This window comes from Herbaspirillum rhizosphaerae (assembly GCF_001189965.1).
In the GTDB taxonomy this organism is placed as follows: domain Bacteria; phylum Pseudomonadota; class Gammaproteobacteria; order Burkholderiales; family Burkholderiaceae_D; genus Herbaspirillum; species Herbaspirillum rhizosphaerae.
In genome coordinates, this window is record NZ_LFLU01000006.1 from 197,045 (window position 1) to 217,714 (window position 20,670).

Annotated in this window: 22 protein-coding genes and 1 tRNA gene; 6 read left to right on the forward strand and 17 right to left on the reverse strand. The window is 58.4% G+C overall.

Annotated elements, in window-relative coordinates; genetic code table 11:
• Positions 1-11 precede the first annotated feature (11 nt).
• The 17 genes from nuoL to AKL25_RS11315 form a co-directional block, all read right to left on the reverse strand.
• Positions 12-2,114: an NADH-quinone oxidoreductase subunit L gene (gene nuoL / locus AKL25_RS11235; protein WP_050477750.1), complete on the reverse strand. Its 2,103-nt coding sequence runs from the start codon at positions 2,112-2,114 to the stop codon at positions 12-14.
• A gap of 133 nt (positions 2,115-2,247) precedes the next feature.
• The gene (gene nuoK / locus AKL25_RS11240) at positions 2,248-2,556 is read right to left on the reverse strand and encodes an NADH-quinone oxidoreductase subunit NuoK (protein WP_050477751.1); all 309 of its coding nucleotides are present in this window, start codon (positions 2,554-2,556) and stop codon (positions 2,248-2,250) included.
• 14 nt (positions 2,557-2,570) lie between these two features.
• A complete protein-coding gene (locus AKL25_RS11245; protein WP_050477752.1) occupies positions 2,571-3,215 on the reverse strand; it encodes an NADH-quinone oxidoreductase subunit J in 645 nt (214 codons plus the stop codon).
• Positions 3,216-3,348: 133 nt separating this feature from the next.
• Positions 3,349-3,837: an NADH-quinone oxidoreductase subunit NuoI gene (gene nuoI, locus AKL25_RS11250; protein WP_050477753.1), complete on the reverse strand. Its 489-nt coding sequence runs from the start codon at positions 3,835-3,837 to the stop codon at positions 3,349-3,351.
• A gap of 24 nt (positions 3,838-3,861) precedes the next feature.
• A complete protein-coding gene (gene nuoH, locus AKL25_RS11255; RefSeq protein ID WP_050477754.1) occupies positions 3,862-4,941 on the reverse strand; it encodes an NADH-quinone oxidoreductase subunit NuoH in 1,080 nt (359 codons plus the stop codon).
• Positions 4,941-7,268, reverse strand: coding sequence for an NADH-quinone oxidoreductase subunit NuoG (gene nuoG, locus AKL25_RS11260; RefSeq protein ID WP_050477755.1), 2,328 nt, complete (start codon positions 7,266-7,268; stop codon positions 4,941-4,943). The genes nuoH and nuoG overlap by 1 nt, the downstream gene beginning before the upstream one ends.
• A 109-nt stretch (positions 7,269-7,377) precedes the next feature.
• On the reverse strand, positions 7,378-8,673 hold the full coding sequence (gene nuoF / locus AKL25_RS11265; RefSeq protein ID WP_050477756.1) for an NADH-quinone oxidoreductase subunit NuoF: 1,296 nt from the start codon (positions 8,671-8,673) through the stop codon (positions 7,378-7,380).
• On the reverse strand, positions 8,670-9,161 hold the full coding sequence (gene nuoE / locus AKL25_RS11270; RefSeq protein WP_050477757.1) for an NADH-quinone oxidoreductase subunit NuoE: 492 nt from the start codon (positions 9,159-9,161) through the stop codon (positions 8,670-8,672). The genes nuoF and nuoE overlap by 4 nt, the downstream gene beginning before the upstream one ends.
• Positions 9,162-9,261: 100 nt before the next feature.
• Entirely contained in the window at positions 9,262-10,515 is a 1,254-nt protein-coding gene (locus AKL25_RS11275; RefSeq protein WP_050477758.1) for an NADH-quinone oxidoreductase subunit D, read from the reverse strand.
• A complete protein-coding gene (locus AKL25_RS11280; RefSeq protein ID WP_050477759.1) occupies positions 10,515-11,111 on the reverse strand; it encodes an NADH-quinone oxidoreductase subunit C in 597 nt (198 codons plus the stop codon). The genes AKL25_RS11275 and AKL25_RS11280 overlap by 1 nt, the downstream gene beginning before the upstream one ends.
• Positions 11,112-11,132: 21 nt before the next feature.
• Positions 11,133-11,609, reverse strand: coding sequence for a NuoB/complex I 20 kDa subunit family protein (locus AKL25_RS11285; protein WP_007881947.1), 477 nt, complete (start codon positions 11,607-11,609; stop codon positions 11,133-11,135).
• Positions 11,610-11,612: 3 nt separating this feature from the next.
• Entirely contained in the window at positions 11,613-11,972 is a 360-nt protein-coding gene (locus tag AKL25_RS11290) for an NADH-quinone oxidoreductase subunit A (protein WP_050477760.1), read from the reverse strand.
• 117 nt (positions 11,973-12,089) lie between these two features.
• Positions 12,090-12,174, reverse strand: a tRNA-Leu gene (locus tag AKL25_RS11295).
• A 109-nt stretch (positions 12,175-12,283) separates the two neighbouring features.
• Positions 12,284-12,658, reverse strand: coding sequence for a preprotein translocase subunit SecG (gene secG / locus AKL25_RS11300; protein ID WP_083444655.1), 375 nt, complete (start codon positions 12,656-12,658; stop codon positions 12,284-12,286).
• 30 nt (positions 12,659-12,688) lie between these two features.
• Entirely contained in the window at positions 12,689-13,450 is a 762-nt protein-coding gene (gene tpiA / locus AKL25_RS11305) for a triose-phosphate isomerase (RefSeq protein WP_083444656.1), read from the reverse strand.
• 117 nt (positions 13,451-13,567) lie between these two features.
• Entirely contained in the window at positions 13,568-14,548 is a 981-nt protein-coding gene (locus AKL25_RS11310) for an NAD(P)H-quinone oxidoreductase (RefSeq protein ID WP_050477805.1), read from the reverse strand.
• A 71-nt stretch (positions 14,549-14,619) separates the two neighbouring features.
• The gene (locus AKL25_RS11315; RefSeq protein ID WP_050477762.1) at positions 14,620-15,174 is read right to left on the reverse strand and encodes a winged helix DNA-binding protein; all 555 of its coding nucleotides are present in this window, start codon (positions 15,172-15,174) and stop codon (positions 14,620-14,622) included.
• Positions 15,175-15,329: 155 nt separating this feature from the next.
• Here AKL25_RS11315 and pxpB point away from each other — a divergent pair, with 155 nt between their 5' ends.
• The 6 genes from pxpB (at position 15,330) to AKL25_RS11345 (ending at position 20,663) form a co-directional block, all read left to right on the forward strand.
• Positions 15,330-15,983 (forward strand): 5-oxoprolinase subunit PxpB, encoded by a 654-nt coding sequence (pxpB, locus tag AKL25_RS11320; protein ID WP_050477763.1) that lies wholly within the window; start codon positions 15,330-15,332, stop codon positions 15,981-15,983.
• Positions 15,980-16,990, forward strand: coding sequence for a 5-oxoprolinase subunit C family protein (locus AKL25_RS11325; RefSeq protein WP_050477764.1), 1,011 nt, complete (start codon positions 15,980-15,982; stop codon positions 16,988-16,990). Before pxpB ends, AKL25_RS11325 begins: the two co-directional genes overlap by 4 nt.
• A gap of 28 nt (positions 16,991-17,018) precedes the next feature.
• Complete coding sequence (gene pxpA / locus AKL25_RS11330; RefSeq protein WP_050477765.1) at positions 17,019-17,759, forward strand: 5-oxoprolinase subunit PxpA; 741 nt, start codon at positions 17,019-17,021, stop codon at positions 17,757-17,759.
• 107 nt (positions 17,760-17,866) lie between these two features.
• Positions 17,867-18,586 carry a DUF969 domain-containing protein gene (locus AKL25_RS11335; protein ID WP_050477766.1) on the forward strand — a complete coding sequence of 240 codons (720 nt, stop codon included), beginning with the start codon at positions 17,867-17,869 and terminating at the stop codon, positions 18,584-18,586.
• Positions 18,583-19,569, forward strand: coding sequence for a DUF979 domain-containing protein (locus tag AKL25_RS11340; RefSeq protein WP_050477767.1), 987 nt, complete (start codon positions 18,583-18,585; stop codon positions 19,567-19,569). Before AKL25_RS11335 ends, AKL25_RS11340 begins: the two co-directional genes overlap by 4 nt.
• A gap of 89 nt (positions 19,570-19,658) precedes the next feature.
• Positions 19,659-20,663 carry a DUF2891 domain-containing protein gene (locus AKL25_RS11345; RefSeq protein WP_050477768.1) on the forward strand — a complete coding sequence of 335 codons (1,005 nt, stop codon included), beginning with the start codon at positions 19,659-19,661 and terminating at the stop codon, positions 20,661-20,663.
• The last annotated feature ends 7 nt before the right edge of the window (positions 20,664-20,670 follow it).

Sequence of the window (20,670 nt, forward strand, 5' to 3'; positions counted from 1 at the left end):
ACTCCGCCAACTTATTTGGCAAACGGAAACGGCATGAACCAAACCAGGAAACCCAGTACCCCAATAATCATCACGAAAGCGTAATGGTAGATGTAACCGGATTGCCACAGGCGCGTGACTTTCGAGAACCAGTTGACGACCTTGGCGCTGCCGTTGACGACCAAACCGTCAATCAGGCCCTTGTCGCCAATAGTCCACAGGCCGGTGCCCAGCAGACGTGCGCCGCCGGCGAACACGACATCATTGAACTTGTCCATGTAGTACTTGTTGTCCAGCAAGGTATAGATCGCGCTGAACTTGTCCTTGAACCAGGCCGGGACGCGCGGGTTGACCATGTAGAAGTAGTAAGCAGTCGCCACACCGGCAATCGCCAGCCACAGCGGCGCCGATGTCAGCGAATGCACCGCCATCGCGACAGGACCATGGAACTCTTCGGCCAGCTCTTCGAGCGCCTTGTGGTTTTCGCCGACGAAGATCACGTTCTTGAAGAAATCGCCGAAGATCATCGGCGAGATCGCCAGGAAACCGATGATGACCGATGGGATCGCCAGCAGGATCAGCGGCAGCGTCACCACCAGCGGCGACTCGTGCGGCTTCTGACCCGGGGCCAGGCCGTGGTGTTCGTGGTCGTCATGGGCGTGGTCATCATGCGCGCCATGAGCATCGTGCGCATGATCGTCATGCACGCCGTGTGCGGCAGCCGGAGCATGGTGATCGTCGTGAGCGTGCGCCTTGCCGAAACGCTCTTCACCGTGGAACACCATGAAGTACATGCGGAAAGAGTAGAACGCGGTCACGAACACGCTGGCCAGCACGGCGAAGTAGGCAAAACCGGAGCCTGGCAGATGCGATGCGGCAGCTGCTTCGATGATGCTGTCCTTCGAGTAGAAACCGGAGAAGAACGGCGTACCGATCAGCGCCATCGAGCCCAGCAGCGAGGTGATCCAGGTGATCGGCATGTACTTGCGCAGGCCGCCCATGTTGCGCATGTCCTGATCATGGTGCATGCCGATGATGACCGAACCCGCACCCAAGAACAGCAAGGCCTTGAAGAAGGCGTGCGTCATCAGGTGGAACACCGCCACGGAGTACGCCGAAGCGCCCAGTGCGACAGTCATGTAACCCAGCTGCGACAGTGTCGAATACGCCACGACGCGCTTGATGTCGGTTTGCATCGTGCCGAGGAAACCCATGAACAACGCGGTAATCGCGCCGATCACCAGGATCACGGACAAGGCTGTATCGGACAATTCGAACAGCGGCGACATGCGCGACACCATGAAGATGCCGGCGGTAACCATGGTTGCCGCGTGGATCAGTGCGGAAATCGGGGTCGGGCCTTCCATCGAATCCGGCAGCCAGACGTGCAGCGGAAACTGCGCCGACTTACCCATCGCGCCGACGAACAGGCAGATACATGCGACAGTCAGCAGCATCCAGTCGGTGCCAGGCAGAGTCAGTTGCGCCAGCTCGCCGCGCTTGGCGAACACTTCGCCGTAGTTCATCGAGCCGGCATAAGCCAGCAACAGACCGATACCGAGGATGAAGCCGAAGTCGCCGACGCGGTTGACCAGAAAGGCCTTCATGTTGGCCTTGATCGCGGTCGGACGGGTGTACCAGAAACCGATCAGCAGGTAGGACACCAGACCCACAGCTTCCCAGCCGAAGAACAGTTGCAGGAAGTTGTTGCTCATGACCAGCATCAGCATCGAGAACGTGAACAGCGAGATGTACGAGAAGAAGCGATTGTAGCCGTCGTCATCTTTCATGTAGCCGATGGTGTAGATGTGCACCATCAGGGACACGAAGGTCACCACGCACATCATCATCGCGGTCAGGCTGTCGATCAGGAAGCCCACTTCCAGCTTCAGGCCGGCCACGGTCATCCAGGTGTACAGCGTGCCGTTGTAGCTCGCGCCGTCGATCACCGCCAACAAGGTCTGGACGGAAATGATCAGTGCAATCAATACGCCGAGTATGGTTGCCGTGTGCGATACCTTGCGGCCGACTACATTGCCGAAGAATTTCGTACCGAGCAGGCCTGCGATTGCAGAACCGGCCAACGGCGCCAGTGGTACGGCTAAAAGAAGATGTGGGTTAAGTTGCCCCGCCATGATGAACCTTATCGCTATTTGGGTTCTCTTCGAATCGCGAGGACTCTCGGAGAACGCCCATCTTTAAATGAAATTTAAATTCAATCTACCTGCACTGCGAACATTTCAATGCGCATACATGCACAAAACGCGCTTATCCCTTGAGCGTGTCCAGGTCTTCCACGTTGATGGTGTCCAGATTGCGGAACAGCACCACCAGAATAGCCAGACCGATTGCGGACTCAGCAGCTGCGACGGTCAGGATGAAGAACACGAAGATCTGCCCTGCTGCGTCGCCCAGATAATGCGAAAAAGCAATGAAGTTCATATTCACCGCCAGCAACATCAATTCGATTGCCATGAGCAACACGATGATGTTCTTGCGGTTCAGGAAAATACCGACGATCGAGATCGCGAACAGGATCGCGCCGAGGATCAGGTAATGCGAGAGCGAAAGAGTCATGATTGCGCCGCTCCTTAAGATTGTTGTTCCGCGCCGGATGCCTGAGCATCGTCGCCGGTGTTGCGGGTGGATTCAGCCTTCATCTTGACCAGGCGCACACGATCGGTGCTCTTGACCTTGACTGCATCAGCCGGCGAGAAGTACTTGCTGTCCTTGCGGCGGCGCAGTGTCAGCGCAACCGCGGCGACAATCGCGACCAGCAGGATGACTGCGGCAATTTCAAACGCGTAGACGTATTCGGTGTAGATCAGCATACCCAGCGCCTTGGTGCCGCCGATGGTATTGGCTGCAGCCGGCACTTGCGCTTCCGGCGCCCAGAAGCTGCGCAGCAGAACCGCCGCCATTTCCAGCACGATGACCACGCCGATGGTGGCCGCCAGCGGGAAGTAGCCCCAGAAGCCCTCTCGCATCTTGTCCAGATTGATATCGAGCATCATCACCACGAACAGGAACAGCACCATCACCGCCCCGACATACACCAGCACCAGTACGATGGCGAGGAACTCCGCCTTCAGCAACATCCAGATGCCGGCCGCCGAGAAGAACGCCAGCACGAGAAACAGGGCCGCATGCACCGGATTGCGGGCCGTGATAACGCGTAATGCAGCGAGCACGAGGATCACTGAAAACGCATAGAACAAGACAGTTTTAAATTCCATAATCAACCAAAAAGTTGGCTAAACCAGTATCAGATCATTCGATCGCCTGCCCCATCGGCCAGACCATCCAACAAACTTCAGACCCGATCATCTCAGCAGCATCCGGCGGGCCGGGATGCCACCCCGAACTCAATCAACGATATGCAGCGTCTGCCGTACGTGCGGCAGCAATTTCATTTTCGTAACGATCACCAACGGCCAGCAGCATTTCCTTGGTGTAGTACAGGTCGCCGCGCTTTTCGCCGTGATATTCGAGAATATGCGTTTCGACGATGGAATCGACCGGGCAGGATTCTTCGCAGAAACCGCAAAAAATGCACTTGGTCAGATCGATGTCGTAACGCGTGGTGCGGCGCGAACCGTCGTCACGCTGTTCCGATTCGATCGTGATCGCCATCGCCGGGCAGACTGCTTCGCACAGTTTGCAGGCGATGCAACGTTCTTCACCGTTTGGATAGCGGCGCAGAGCGTGCAGACCGCGAAAACGCGGCGACTGCGGCGTCTTCTCTTCCGGGAATTGAATCGTGATCTTGCGCGCAAACAGATAGCGGCCTGTCAGGGCCAGGCCCTTGAACAGCTCCCGCAGCAGCAGGCTGTTGAAAAAATCTTTAATAGCTTCCATGCTTCTCACCTCAGCCTTTATCCATTACTTCCAAATATTCCACGAGGTCTGCATCCAGGTCGCAACGATCACCAGATACACCAGCGTCAGCGGAATGAACACTTTCCAGCCCAGACGCATGATCTGGTCATAGCGGTAACGCGGGAACGATGCACGCACCCAGACAAACAGCGACACCACCAGGAACGTCTTGATACCGAGCCAGATCCAGCCTGGGATGAAGTCCAGGAAACTGACCGGCGATGCCCAGCCGCCCAGGAACAGCAGCGACGCCAGGATGGAAATCAGCCACATGTTGGCGTATTCGGCCAGGAAGAACATGGCGAACGACATACCCGAGTATTCGATCATGTGACCGGCAACGATTTCCGATTCGCCTTCGACCACGTCAAACGGATGGCGGTTGGTTTCAGCGATGCCCGAAATCACGTAGATCACGAAAATCGGCAGCAGCGACAGCCAGTTCCATGACAGGAAACCCAGGCCGTGCGAAGCAAAGTAACCCTTGCCCTGGCTGGTGACGATGTCGATCATGTTCAGGCTGCCGGAAACCATCAGCACCACGACCAGGCAGAAGCCCATCGAGATTTCGTAGGACACCATCTGCGCCGATGCACGCATCGCGCCGAGGAAAGCGTACTTCGAGTTGGAAGCCCAGCCGGCGATGATGACGCCGTAGACTTCCATCGAGGTGATGGCCATCACGAACAGCAGACCGGCGTTGACGTTCGCGATTACTGTTTCAGGTCCGAAAGGAATCACCGCCCATGCGGCCACAGCCGGCATGATGGTCATGATCGGCGCGATGAAGAACAGGACCTTGTTGGCGCGCGACGGTGTCGTGACTTCCTTGAAGATCAGTTTCAGCGCATCGGCGATCGGTTGCAGCAGACCTGCAGGACCAACGCGGTTAGGACCGAGACGGATGTGCATCCAGCCGATCAGCTTGCGTTCCCAGTAAGTCAGGTAAGCCACGCTCAGCAGCAGCGGAATCAGCACGGCCAGAATCTTCAGCAGACTCCAGACGAAGGTCCACACATACGGCCATGCCGTCCCCAGATAGTTGGGGCCAACTGCATTGATATTGGCAATCAGTTGATCCATTACGCTTTCTCCACCACGATTGCGCCAAACATGCTGCCCAGGTTAGCGGTGCTTGCATGGGATGCCGCCACACGGACGACGTTTTCCGGCAATGTCTTGTCGATACCCGCAGTCAGCAATGCGCTGCCCTGCCCTTGCTTGACGCTGACGCGGTCGCCTGCAGCGATACCCAGCTTTTGCGACAGGGCTGCGGACAACCATGCCTTGGGCGCCTGGCCGTCTTGTGTTTGCAGCAGCGCCGGCGAACGGCGTGCGATGGCGTCGGCAAAGTGGATAGGCACATCGGCAACGCGTTCCAGCGCGCCGTTTGCGGCACCGTTGGACGCTTGCAGGGCCAGCTTGGACACGTTGTTCAGACGCGCTGCCAGATTGGTTTCGGCGCCGATGACTTCGCCGCGGATAGCTTCGGATGTTTCGTAATCGAAGTTGGTCAGACCCAGCAGGTTGCCCAGCACGCGCAACACCTTCCATGCCGGACGTGCGTCGCCCAGCGGCTTGACGGTGCCGTTGAAGCTCTGTGCACGGCCTTCGGCATTGACGAAGGTGCCGGATGTTTCGGTGAACGGTGCGATCGGCAGCAGGACGTCGGCGTAATCTGCGCCATGCTTGTATGCGGACATCACGACAACCATTTCAGCTTGCTTCAGCGCTGCAGTAGCCGCTTGCGGGTCGTGGCTGTCGAGTTCAGGCTCGGCGTTCAGCAGCAGATATGCCTTGCGCGGTTGCGCGAAGACTTGCAGCGCGTTGGCGCCGTCTTTGCCCGGAATCGCGTTGGCCAGGTAACCGCCGACAGTGTTGCCGCCTTCAGTCAGGTAGCCGAACTTGGCGCCGGTTTGCTCGGCGATCCATTGCGCTGCAGCGTGCAGTTGCGATGCTTGCGGATGCTGTGCGGCAGCGTTGCCCAACAGGACCGCCTTGGATTCGCCGGACAGCAGGCTGGCGGCGGTTTGCTTGGCAGCTTGCGAAGCTTGCACGCCGTCGAAACCGGCCGGTGCAGCGACGCCCTTGGCTTGCGCCACGGCGGCAACGACTTCGCTCAGTGCGGACAGCCATGCCGACGGTGCGGCGATGATCTTGTTGGCGATCGGCATCAGCAAATCGTCGTCGGTCGCATGCAGGATGCTGACCTTGGCGCCGCTCTTGACTGCCTGGCGCAGACGCGCGGTCAGCAGCGGGTGATCCTTGCGCAGGAACGAGCCGATGATGAAGGCGCGGTTCAGTTGCGAGAATTCGACGATCGACATGCCCAGCCATGGATTGACCTGGTGGTCCAGCGCGAAGTCGGACTGGCGCAGGCGGAAATCGATGTTTTCGGAACCCATGCCGCGCACGACTTTTTGCAGCAATGTCAGTTCTTCCAGCGTCGAGTACGGCGTACCCAATGCGGCGATGGCGCTGGCGCCGTGTTCGTGACGGATGTTACGCAGGCCGTGCGCGACGTATTCCAGCGCAACTTGCCATTCGACTTCCTGCCACTTGCCGTCTTGCTTGAGCATCGGCTTGGTCAGACGCTCTTCGCTGTCCAGCGCCTCGTAGGCAAAGCGATCTTTATCGGAGATCCAGCATTCGTTGACTTCTTCGTTTTCCAGCGGCAGAACGCGCATGACCTTGCCGCCCTTGACCTGGACGATCAGGTTGGCGCCGAGGCTGTCGTGCGGGCTGACCGACTTGCGGCGCGACAATTCCCAGGTACGCGCAGCGTAGCGGAACGGCTTGGATGTCAGTGCGCCGACCGGGCACAGATCGATCATGTTGCCGGACAATTCGGAATTGACGGTATTGCCGACGAAGGTCGTGATTTCGGAGTGCTCGCCGCGGCCCAGCATGCCCAGTTCCATGACGCCGGCGACTTCCTGGCCGAAACGTACGCAACGTGTGCAGTGGATGCAACGGTTCATTTCCTTCATGGAGATCAGCGGGCCGACGTCCTTGGGAGGAACCACGCGCTTCTCTTCTTCGTAACGCGAAGCCGAGCCGCCGTAACCGACTGCCAGATCCTGCAATTGGCACTCGCCGCCCTGATCGCAGATCGGGCAATCCAGCGGGTGATTGATCAGCAGGAATTCCATGACGCCTTTTTGCGCCTTGACTGCCTTGTCGCTTGCGGTGCGCACGATCATGCCGGCGGTCACCGGAGTGGCGCAGGCCGGCAAGGGCTTCGGCGCCTTCTCTACGTCGACCAGACACATGCGGCAGTTGGCCGCAATGGATAATTTTTTGTGATAGCAAAAATGAGGAATGTAAGTGCCGACCTTGTTGGCAGCATCCATAACCATGCTGCCTTCTTGCACTTCAACTTTTTTGCCGTCTATTTCGATTTCAACCATGGCTTTTTGCCCAAGCTAAGTATTCTTTTGACCTTGAAGACACGCGCCCTGCGCAGTTGCCGAATGCATGTCTTGCCGTGCTGCTCAACTTTATCGCTAACTCTGTCGATCAGATATAAGCTGGCACCGAGCAGTGTTTGTGCTCGATGTGATACTCAAATTCTTCGCGGAAATTCTTGATGAAAGCACGTACCGGCATCGCCGCCGCATCGCCCAGCGCGCAGATGGTGCGGCCCTGGATGTTGTCGGCAACCGAATTCAACACATCGAGGTCTTCCAGCTTGCCGTGACCGTTTTCGATACGTTCGACCATGCGGTACATCCAGCCTGTGCCTTCGCGGCATGGCGTACATTGACCGCAGGATTCTTCGTAATAGAAGTAAGCCAGGCGCAGCAGCGACTTGACCATGCAGCGCGTTTCATCCATCACGATGACCGCGCCCGAACCCAGCATCGAGCCGGCCTTGGCGATGGCGTCGTAATCCATGGTGGTTTCCATCATGACGTCGCCGCGAATCACCGGAGCGGACGAACCGCCGGGAATGACCGCCTTGATCTTCTTGCCGCCGCGCATGCCGCCGGCCAGTTCCAGCAATGTGGAAAATGGCGTGCCCAGCGGGATTTCGTAGTTGCCCGGACGTTCGACGTCGCCCGAGATCGAGAAGATCTTGGTGCCGCCGTTGTTCGGCTTGCCGATGTCGGCATACGCTTGCGCGCCGATCTTGAAGATGAACGGAACAGCAGCGAATGTTTCGGTGTTGTTGATCGTGGTCGGCTTGCCGTACAGGCCGAAGCTGGCCGGGAATGGCGGCTTGAAGCGCGGCTGGCCCTTCTTGCCTTCGAGCGACTCCAGCAGCGCAGTTTCTTCACCGCAGATGTAGGCGCCATAACCATGGTGGCCGTGCAACTGGAAGCTGAAGTTGGTGCCGAGGATGTTGTCGCCCAGAAAACCGGCTGCGCGTGCTTCTTCCAGCGCTTCTTCAAAACGCAGATAAGCGTCGAAAATTTCGCCGTGGATGTAGTTGTAGCCGACCGTGATGCCCATTGCGTAACCGCCGATGATCATGCCTTCGATCAGCGCGTGCGGATTGTAGCGAATGATGTCGCGGTCCTTGAATGTGCCCGGCTCGCCTTCGTCGCTATTGCAGACCAGGTACTTTTGGCCTGGAAACTGGCGCGGCATGAAGCTCCACTTCAGGCCGGTCGGGAAACCCGCACCGCCGCGACCACGCAAGCCCGAGGACTTGAGTTCGGCGATGACTTGTTCGGGAGTGATGTTTTCAGCCAGGATGCGCTTGAGCGACTCGTAGCCGCCGCGCTTGACGTAATCCGCCAGGTGCCAGTTCTGGCCATCCAGATCCGCGAGAATCAGCGGCTTGATATGACGATCGTGCAGACAAGTCATTTCTTCAGTTCCTCCAGCAGCGAGTCGATCTTGTCGTTCGACATCCAGCTGCACATGCGGTGGTTATTGACCAGCATGACAGGTGCGTCGCCGCAAGCGCCCATGCATTCGCCTTCGACGATCGTGAACTGACCGTCAGCCGTGGTTTCCTTGTAGCCCACGCCAAGCTTGTGCTTCAGATGGTGCGCAGCACGCTCGCCGCCCGACAGCAGGCACGGCAGATTGGTGCAGACCGTGATCTTGTGCTTGCCTTGCGGGCTGGTGTTGTACATGTTGTAGAACGTGGCGACTTCCTGCACCGCGACAGCAGGCATGCCGATGTAGTCGGCGATTTCCTGTTGCAGCTCGGCAGGCAGCCAGCCGTGTTCGTCCTGGGCGATGCGCAACGCGGACATGACCGCAGACTGGCGTTGATCCGCAGGATATTTCGCGAGTTCGCGATCGATTTTCTTTAGAGCGTCTTGACTTAACAGCATATCGTTGGCCATCCGTGCGCATGGTTTTTTGAGAACCCGCGCGGGTTTATCGGACATTCCCCAGAACCTAATGGGTTTTAAAAAACATCCACTGACCGGCTTACTTCACCGGTTATCGGTCGATTTCACCAAACACAATGTCTTGCGTACCGATGATGGTTACCGCATCGGCAATCATGTGACCCTTGGCCATCTCGTTCAGACTCGACAAATGCGCATAACCCGGCGCGCGAATCTTCATGCGGTATGGCTTGTTGGCGCCGTCGGACACCAGATAGATACCGAATTCGCCCTTCGGATGCTCAACTGCGGCATACGTTTCGCCCGGAGGCACGTGGAAGCCTTCGGTGAACAGCTTGAAGTGGTGAATCAGGTCTTCCATGTTGGACTTCATGTCCATACGTGGCGGCGGAGCAATCTTGTGGTTGTCGATGATGACCGGGCCCGGGTTGTTACGCAGCCACTCAACGCATTGTTTGATGATGCGGTTGGACTGGCGCATTTCTTCCACGCGCACCAGATAGCGGTCATAGCAGTCGCCGTTCTTGCCGACCGGGATGTCGAAGTCGAGCAGATCGTAGACTTCATACGGCTGCTTCTTGCGCAGATCCCATTCGATGCCGGAACCACGCAGCATCGGACCGGTAAAGCCCATTGCCAGCGCACGCTCAGGCGAGACCACGCCGACGCCGACCAGACGCTGCTTCCAGATACGGTTGTCGGTCAGCAGTGTTTCGTACTCGTCGACGTATTTCGGGAAACGGTTGGTGAAGTCTTCAATGAAGTCCAGCATGGAACCCTGGCGGTTTTCATTGAGCTGCTTGATTGCCTTGTCGTTGCGAACGATCGATGCCTTGTACTGCGGCATGGTGTCCGGCAGATCGCGGTAGACGCCGCCCGGACGATAATAAGCAGCATGCATACGCGCACCGGAAACGGCTTCGTAGCAATCCATCAGGTCTTCGCGTTCGCGGAAGGCGTACAGCAGAACGCCCATCGCGCCGACGTCCAGACCGTGCGCACCGATCCACATCAGGTGGTTCAGCAGGCGGGTGATTTCGTCGAACATCACGCGGATGTACTGGGCGCGCATCGGCACGTCAATGCCGAGCAGCTTTTCGATCGCCATGACATAGGCGTGTTCGTTACACATCATCGACACGTAGTCGAGACGATCCATGTAAGGAACCGATTGCAGATAGGTTTTTTGCTCGGCCAGCTTTTCAGTCGCGCGATGCAGCAGACCGATGTGCGGGTCGGCACGCTGAATGACTTCACCGTCCAGCTCCAGCACCAGACGCAACACACCGTGCGCCGCCGGATGCTGAGGACCAAAGTTCAGCGTGTAATTCTTGATTTCAGCCATTATTTAATCCCGTAGTTTTCTTCACGAATGACGCGCGGCGTGATTTCACGCGGCTCAATCGTTACGGGTTGATAAACCACGCGTTTTTGCTCAGCATCGTAACGCATTTCGACATAGCCCGACACCGGGAAGTCTTTGCGGAACGGGTGACCGATGAAGCCGTAGTCGGTAAGGATACGGCGCAAGTCGTCGTGCCCATCGAACAAGATGCCGAAGAAATCGAAGGCTTCTCGTTCGTACCAGTTGGCGGAAGACCAGATACCGGTCACCGACGCCACCAGCGGCAATTCATCATCAGGAGCGAAAACGCGGACGCGGACGCGCCAGTTGTGGCTGATCGACAGCAGATGGGAAACCACGGCAAAACGCGGACCTTCCCAGACACCGTCACCGTATGTGGAGTAATCCACGCCACACAGGTCGATCAGTTCTTCGAAACGGGTGTCGGCGTGGTCGCGCAGAACGCGCATCGCCGACAGGTAATCGGCTTGCTTGACCACGATCGTGATCTCGCCCAAAGCCACTGTCAAATTCTGAAGATACCCCCCAAGCGCATTGCGCAAGGCAGCTTCGAGAGTTTCCAATTTTGTCGTCATTCTGACCCTTCCACTCTCTTCTTAGCGCGCAATGGTATTGGTACGCTTGATCTTGTTTTGCAGCTGGATCACGCCATACAGCAGCGCTTCCGCTGTCGGCGGGCAACCTGGCACATACACGTCCACCGGCACGATGCGATCGCAACCGCGCACAACCGAATACGAGTAGTGATAATAACCACCGCCGTTGGCGCAGGAACCCATCGAAATCACCCAGCGCGGTTCGGCCATCTGGTCGTATACCTTGCGCAATGCCGGCGCCATCTTGTTGCACAGCGTGCCGGCCACGATCATCAAGTCGGACTGGCGCGGCGACGGACGGAACACCGCGCCAAAACGATCCAGATCGTAACGCGATGCGCCAGCGTGCATCATTTCAACCGCACAGCAAGCCAGACCGAATGTCATCGGCCACAAAGAGCCGGTACGGGTCCAGTTGATTACCTTATCCAGCGAGGTGGTAACAAACCCTTCGTTTAATACGCCTTCAATTGACATGGCTCACTCCCAATCCAGGGCACCCTTTTTCCAGATGTACCAAAAACCGACAACAAATTCGGCGATGAACACCATCATCGTCATGTAGCCAGACCAGCCCAAGTCGCGCATGGAAACGCCCCAAGGGAAGAAAAATGCAGTTTCGAGATCGAACAGAATAAACAGAATGGCGACGAGGTAATAACGCACATCGAACTTCATGCGCGCATCTTCAAAAGCCTCGAATCCGCATTCGTATGGAGAAGTCTTTTGCGCATCAGGCCTATGGGGACCAAGCAAACGACCGAGTAACTGAGGAGCGACACCAACAGCGATGCCGATTAGGATAAACAATAGAACTGGAAAGTAATTTTCGAGGTTCACGATTAGGCGCAGGTTTGTTGATAATTAGCGGAATGATTCTCAATATCAAACAGCTTTTCCCTCGTCAAAAAGCCAGCTCAGGATTTTGTCCTTTGCTGGCTTTTCTAGATATTTCAATGGTGCCGACGACGAGACTCGAACTCGTACAGCTTTCGCCACTACCCCCTCAAGATAGCGTGTCTACCAATTTCACCACGTCGGCTTGAGACTGCAATTGTAACCCGTTTTGATGCTCTTGTTCAATGCACAATCACACTAAAACTTCATAAACTGCTTTAAGTTTTGCGCATTATTACACTCTGCGCAAAAGATTATTTCGGAATCTGATTTGATTGATCTGCAGGATTCGCAGGCGCTGCCGCCGGCGCACCCGATGCAGCCGGCGTTGCCGGAATTGCAGCTGCCGGAGCAGGCAAATTATCCATGACGCCGCCGCTTTGCGAGACGTGGTGATTGCCGACAAAAGCCAGCGCGAGCGTTGCGATAAAAAAGACCGCAGCTGCGACGCCAGTCGACTTGGACAAGAAGTTGGATGAACCGGTGGCGCCGAACAAACTACCCGACGCGCCGGAACCGAAAGCAGCCCCCATATCAGCCCCTTTGCCGTGCTGCAGCAACACCAGACCAATGATTGTCAGCGCTGCCAGCACTTGGATCACAACAATAACAGTAAATAAAGTATTCATATAGCCATCTTCAATTTAAAACAACAACGATCAGTTACCTTGGGCGGCCTGGACAATCGCCAGGAAATCCGCCGCCTTCAAGGCCGCACCACCAATGAGACCACCGTCGATATCCGACATGGCCAGCAATTCTTTTGCGTTATCGGGCTTCATGCTACCACCATACAAGATTTGCACCTTGACTGCGGCCGCCGCATTCCTGACCGACAATTTGCCGCGCAGCTTGGCGTGCACGTCTTGCGCCATCTCGGGCGTTGCCGTCTTGCCGGTGCCGATGGCCCAGACCGGCTCATAGGCGACCACGATCTTTTCGACGTCAGCCACATCCAACGCAGCCAATACAGCATCGATCTGACGACCGACGACCGCATCGGTCTGCCCTGCTTCGCGCTCGGCCAGCGTTTCGCCGACACAAACAACAGGCGTCAAACCCGACTTCAGCGCAGCAACCGCCTTGGCGGCCACGACAGCATCCGTTTCGCCGTGATAAGCACGACGCTCGGAATGACCGACGATCGCATACTTGCATCCAAACTCAGCCAGCATTGCGCCCGACACTTCGCCGGTATAAGCACCGTTGGCATGCGCCGAAACATCTTGCGCACCCAATGCCAAGGCCGAACCGGCGACGGCCGCCTGCACTTGCGCCAGGTAAGGCGCAGGCACGCAAACCGCGACATCGGCCTGCGCGCCAGCGGCTGCAAGACCCGTTTTTACGTCAGCGACCAGCGCCGCATTGGCGGCCAGGCCGCCATTCATCTTCCAGTTACCGGCAACTAATTTACGGCGCATAAGAGTGAGTATTTTGAATAACCCCGCATTCTATCGCGCCGCGGCAAAGCCGGTCAAACCAATAGCCCGGTATTTATCCTTCAGATCTGCCACTTAAAACACCTGTTGAAGCCCGTTTCAGCTTACTGTCAGCATGATCTTGCCGACATGCGCGCTCGATTCCATCAGCGCATGCGCCTGCGCAGCCTGTTCCAGCGGGAAGGTTTTGTAAATCACCGGCCTCACTTTGCCGGCGGCCAGCAGCGGCCACACGCGTTCTTTCAATTGCGCCGCAATGTAAGCCTTGAACCCGACAGGACGCGGACGCAATGTGGAACCCGTCACCGTCAGGCGCCGGCGCAGGATCTGACTCAAATCCAGCTGCCCCTTGGCGCCGCCCAGCAAGGCGATCACGACGAGCCGGCCGTCGTCCGCCAATGTCTTTATCTCGCGCGGCAGATAATCGCCGCCGACCATATCCAGAATGACGTCGACGCCGCGTCCGTCGGTTGCGGTTTTCACCACTTCCTCGAAATCTTCCGTGCGGTAGTTGATGCCCAATTCGGCGCCCAGCTCTTCGCAGGCGCGACATTTGTCATCCGATCCCGCGGTGGCAAAGACGCGATGTCCCAACGCGGTCGCAATCTGAATCGCCGTGACGCCGATGCCGGAACTGCCGCCCTGCACCAGCAAGGTCTCGCCCGCAGACAAGTGCGCCCGCTCGAATACATTGCTCCAGACAGTGAAGAATGTCTCCGGCAACGCTGCCGCCTGCAAGGCCGTCAAGCCAGCCGGCACCGACAGGCACAGCGCCAGCGGCGCAGCGCAGTATTCTGCATAGCCGCCGCCCTGCACCAGCGCACACACCAGGTCGCCCTTGCGAAAACCGCTGTCGCCGAGGTCGCCGTCGACAATTTCTCCCGCCACTTCCAGCCCCGGCAAGTCAGATGCGCCAGGCGGCACCGGATAATTGCCCTGCCGCTGAAAGACATCCGGACGATTCACGCCGGCGGCATGGACCTTGATCAATACCTCGCCGCTCTTGAGCTCCGGCATGGGCCGTTCGCACAATTGCAGCACTTCAGGAGCGCCAAATTCGGTGATTTCGATTGCCTTCATATCCATCCTTTTTAGCTTGCGGGCACACAGCCTGCGATTTCAGCATCAAAGCGCAGCATCAGGGCGCCGCGTCAGAGCGAAGCTGCGGCGCGCGCGGCCGTGTCGTACAAACCAGACGCGCTACGCAGCAATTGCGCCGCTTCGCCGATGGCCTGGTTCTGGATGCCGCTGTCGACCTGCACCTCGATCAGGCAGCGTTCGCGCACTTCCTTGTATTTCATGCACAACTCCTGCCCTTCTTCCGTGGTCGAAAACAACAGTTCCTTGCCCGCCTTTTCGCTCTTCACGTAACCCGCCTTGACCAATTTCTTCAGCGCGTAAGTCACAACGTGGGTATCCTCAATATTCAGGACAAAGCAAATGTCGGCAAGTTTCTTCTTTCGTTCGCGATGATTCACGTGATGCAACAAAGAGACTTCGATTGCAGTCATGTCTTTTGCCCCCGCAGCCAGCATGCAGCGCATCATCCAGCGATTGAAGGCGTTGCCGGCCATGATCAGTGCATATTCGAGCTCGGACAGCTCGGCGCTGCGCTCGGAAACAAGGTGATTCGAGGAGACGATTTTGGTCGGGGATTTTTTGGTCACGGCATTCTCCGGCGTGATTTCCAGGGATTTTTCATTCATAAGCTATTTTCTATCAAGAAGATTTTCGTACAACGCCGCTACTATATAGCAATCCCAAATAAATAATTTATCGACATATTGTTTATACCTTGCCGTAAATGTATGATCCGCGAGAACAATGAAGGCGCTCAAGCCTTTGCATAATCTGGATGACAATGATTCAACCGCAAATTCACTTCCTGGGCGACGGCGCATTACTGTGCAACCTGCCGCCTCCCGCCACATTGCCTCAGCAGCAACGCATCTGGAGCATCGCCGAACAGGCTGCAAGCTGGCCGGAAGTCAGCGAAGTCGTGCCCGGCATGAACAACCTGACCCTGATCCTGCGCCGCCCGGTGGCGGACATGGACATCGTTTCCCGACGCATCCTGGAAGTCTGGCCCCACATCGACGTCAGCCACGTCGCCGGGCGCGAGATCGATATCCCCGTCGTCTATGGCGGGGCCGGCGGCCCGGATCTTGAGGTCGTTGCCCGCCACACAAGTCTGTCCGTCAAGGAAGTCATCGAACGCCACAGCGGCGGCGAATATGTCGTCTACTTCATCGGCTTCATGCCGGGTTTCGCCTACATGGGCGGACTTGAGCCTGCGCTGGCGACGCCGCGCCGTGACGAACCACGCCTGTCGATCCCGGCCGGCTCGGTCGGCATCGGCGGCGAGCAAACCGGCATTTATCCGCTCGCCTCCCCCGGCGGCTGGCAACTGCTGGGCCGCACCTCGCTGCCCTTGTTCGATCCCGCGCAAACGCCGCCGACCCTGTTGCGACCGGGCGACCGCGTGCACTTCACCGTGGAGCGGATCGTCAAATGATAGAAATCCTCCAACCCGGCATTCTCACGTCGGTACAAGACCTCGGCCGCCCCGGCCACCGCCAGCTCGGCATCAATCCCGGCGGCGCACTGAACAGCCTGGCGCTGAGCGCAGCCAATCTGCTGGTCGGCAACCTGATTGAAGCCGCAGGCCTGGAAATCACCATGGGCGCCTGCGAAATGCGCTTCACAGCCGATACGCGCATTGCGCTCGGCGGCGACGACTTCGATGCACGGCTCGACGGCAAATCGATCACGCCTTACTGGAGCGTACCGGTGCGCGCCGGCCAGACCTTGAAGCTGGCGCACGCCGGCCCCAACGCCACCCAGGGCATGCGCAGCTATCTGGCCGTCACCGGCGGCATCGATGTCGCGGAAGTCCTCGGCTCGCGCAGCACCGATCTGAAAGCCAACTTCGGCGGCCATGAAGGACGCGCCTTGCGCAAAGGCGACCGCCTGCGGCAAGGACCGGCGACCGTCGCCATCGCCGGTCCGGCTTTCGGCGTGCGTTCGCCGGCATGGAGCGGCGTCGGCACGCAGACCCAGGACAGCAGCAAGCTGATTCACCTGCGCGTGTTGCCCGGCCCCGAATTCGAACAATTCACCGTCGCGTCGAAGAATGCCTTGTGGCTGGACAAATGGCGCATCACGCCCAACAGCAATCGCATGGGCTATCGCCTCGAAGGTCCTGAACTCAAGCGCAAGCAAAGCCGCGACCTGCTGTCGCACGGCGTCGTGCCGGGCGTGATCCAGGTGCCGCCGTCGGGCCAGCCGATCATCCTGATGGGCGATGCGCAAACCACCGGCGGCTATCCGAAGATCGGCGTCGTCATCCAGGCCGACATGTGGAAGCTGGCGCAAGCGCCGCTGAACGCCCAATTGCAATTGCAGCCTTGCGATCTGGAACAGGCCTTGCTTGCCTGGGAGGAACAGCAGGCTTATCTGGACAGCATCCGGCAAACGCTCGCCGCCCTCGACTGGTCGCGCGCCACCCAATACAAGAAGTAACCGAGACAACAAGGAGCAGAGACACACCATGCAGATCGATCTCAATGCAGACCTCGGAGAAGGTTGCGACAACGACGAAATGCTGCTGACGCTGGTCAGCTCGGCCAATATCGCCTGCGGCTGGCACGCAGGCGACGCCAACACCATGCGCCAGAGCGTGCGTTGGGCGATACAGAACCATGTCGCCATCGGCGCGCATCCGAGCTTTCCCGATCGCGAGAATTTCGGCCGCAGCGCCATGCATCTGCCGCCGGAAGAAATCATCAGCGGCATGCTGTACCAATTGGGTGCGCTGGACGCCATCGTGCGTGCAGAAGGCGGCCGCATGGTGCACGTCAAACCGCATGGCGCGCTGTACAACCAGGCGGCAAAAGACGCAGTACTGGCCGACGCCATCTGCGCCGCCGTGCGCACCTTCAATCCCGAACTGGCGCTGTTCGGCCTGGCCGGCAGCAAACTCATCGCCGCCGCAAAACAGGTCGGTCTCGCCGCCATTGAGGAAGTCTTCGCCGACCGCGCCTATAACGCCGACGGCAGCCTGGTCAGCCGCACCCTGCCCGGCGCCATGATCGAGGACGAAGCGCAAGCCATCGCCCAAACGCTTTCACTGGTGAAGGATAAACAAGTCACCGCCCTCGACGGCAACGTCGTCAAGGTCAATGCGCAAACCGTCTGCCTGCACGGCGACGGCGCGCATGCACTGGAATTTGCACGCCAGATCCGCGCACGCCTGAGCAGCGAGCGCATCGCCATTCGTGCACCGTCCTGAGTCCGGTTTTATCGCTCCTTGATTTTCGCTTCGCCGCTTTTCAATTCGCCGTTTGCAGTTCGCAGTTCATTACATTAACAACAACCATCCTTACTGGGAGATAGTCCATGGATAGCTCGATTTTGCTACCGTTGATCGGAATTCCGATCGTCGTTGCAGGCTTCGCACTCCGCTTCAATCCGCTGCTGGTCGTCACCGTCGCCGGCCTTGCCACCGGCCTTTCCGTCGGCATGGATTTCGGCACGCTGCTGGAAACCTTCGGCGAAAAATTCATCAACAGCCGCTCGCTGGCCGTCTATGTGCTGATCCTGCCCATCATCGGGCTGCTGGAAAGCTATGGTCTGAAGGAACGCGCGCAAGACTGGATTTCCAGCATGGCCAGCGCGACGTCGGCACGCATCCTGATGCTGTACTTCATCCTGCGCCAGGTGTTCGGCGCGCTCGGCCTGACCTATATCGGCGGCCAGGCGCAAACCGTGCGGCCTTTGCTGGCGCCGATGGTCGAGGGCGCTGCAACAGCGCGCTACGGCGATTTGCCGCAACACATCCGCGACAAACTGCGCGCACACTCCGCTGCCTGTGACAACATCGCCGTGTTTTTCGGCGAAGACATTTTCCTCGCCTTCGGCGCGGTGCTGCTGATCGATGCCTTCCTCAAGGAAAACGGCATCACCAACGTCGAGCCCCTGCATCTGGGCTTGTGGGCCATTCCAACCGCTATCGCGGCATTGGCTATTCACATGTTCCGTCTGGTGCGTCTTGACGCCGGAATCCAGCGCGACGTCAACGCCTGGCAAAAATCTGAAGGAAAAGAGGTGGCAGCATGAGTACTCTCATCACAATCAATGAAATCTACTACCTCATCGGCGTTATCGTCATGCTGCTGGTCGGCATGACATTGCGCGACAAAGGCAACCCTAAACGCATGACCACCGCCCTGTTCTGGTTCCTGTTCGGCGCGGTATTCCTGTTCAGCGACTTGCTGGTTTCCTCGCTGGGCAAGCCGCTGGCTTACCGCATCATCGGCGTCGTCGTCATCCTGATTTCGCTGATTGCCGGCTTCGGCCTGCTGTCGCTCGGCACTTACAAACAGCGTAGCCCTGAGCAGCGCCAGGCTTCGGCCAATCAATTCGGCAACTGGATCTTTGTCCCGGCCATCCTGATTCCGGTAGTGACCGTCTTGTGCACGATCCTGCTCAAGGGCGTGGCCATCGGCGGCGTGTATATCCTCGACCAGAAACAACTGACGCTGGCGGCATTGTGCGTCGGCTGTATCTGCGCCATCCTGGCCGGCTGGAAACTGACCGGCGGCACGCCGCTGCATGCCGTGCGCGAATCGCGCCGGCTGCTCGATGCCATCGGCTGGGCAGCCGTTCTGCCGCAGATGCTGGCGATGCTGGGCGGCGTCTTCGTCGCAGCGCAAACCGGCAAATCGGTGCAGCAGGTTGTCGGCCTGTTCGTCAATCCTGAAAATCGTTTCATGCTGATCGTGATCTACTGCGTCGGCATGGCGCTCTTCACGATGATCATGGGCAATGCCTTTGCCGCTTTCCCGGTCATGACCGCCGGCATCGCCCTGCCCTTCATCATCGTCGGGCAGCACGCAGATCCTGCGCCGCTGGTCACCATCGGCATGCTGGCAGGTTATTGCGGCACGCTGATGACGCCGATGGCGGCCAACTACAACATCGTGCCGGCGGCGCTGCTGGAGCTCAAGGACAAGTACCAGGTCATCAAGGTGCAAATCCCCACCGGCCTGACGCTGCTGGCGGCCAATATCCTGTTGATGTACCTCATCGTGTTCCGTTAATTGTTCCACTGATGCATGTCGCGGCCGGCCGCTTCCGCACCGGCCGCGACATGAAGTAACGACGCCGCTCTGAAAATCGGAAAACTCTCATGCAACTCACTATCGAACTGGCTGCCGCATACACCGAGATGCCGCTGACCTACCTCCGCCAGGAATATCCCAATCACATCATGCACGTGCTCAACAACGCCGACGACGTCTTGTCGCCGCGCGCCTTGCATCCCGTGTTTTACGGTTGCTACGACTGGCACTCGGCCGTCCACGGCTACTGGCTGCTGCTGCGTTGCGCCAGGCTGTATCCGTCCTTGCCGACGCAAGACAAGATCACGGCGATCTTCGACGAGCACTTCACGCCGGAATTGATGGCGCAGGAAACCGCCTACTTCCAGGTCGGCGGCCGCGCTTCTTTCGAGCGTCCCTACGGCTTCGGCTGGATCCTCGGACTGGCGCAGGAACTGGCGGAATCGCCGCACCCGCGCGCAGCCGTCTGGCATGCCGCCATGCAGCCGCTGACATTGGAAATCCGCAAGCGCCTGCTGGAATATCTGGGCAAGCTGACCTATCCGATTCGCGTCGGCACGCATTACAACACGGCGTTCGCGCTGGCACTGGCGATCGACTACGCGCGCGCGGCGCAAGATGCCGAGCTGGAAACCGCCATCGTGCAAGCCTCGCAGCGCTATTACGGCAAGGACATCGACTATCCGGCGCACTACGAACCGGGCGGCGACGAATACATTTCCGCCGCGCTGACCGAAGCACTGTTGATGAGCAAGGTCGTGGATGCGACAGCCTATCCGGCATGGTTCAACCAGTTCCTGCCGCAGATCGATAAGGTCGAACGACTGATGCAGCCCGCTCAGGTCAGCGATCGCACCGATCCCAAGATTGCCCACCTCGACGGTCTCAATCTGAGCCGCGCGTGGAGCATGAAGCATATTGCCCGCCATCTGCCTGCCGATCATCCGGCACAAGCTGCGCTGGCAGGCGCCGTGCAGCGTCACCTGCAAGCCAGCCTCGACCACGTGGTCGGCAGCCACTACAGCGGCGGCCATTGGCTAGCCAGCTTCGCCCTGCTGGCGCTGGAAGGCTGAGTTTTCC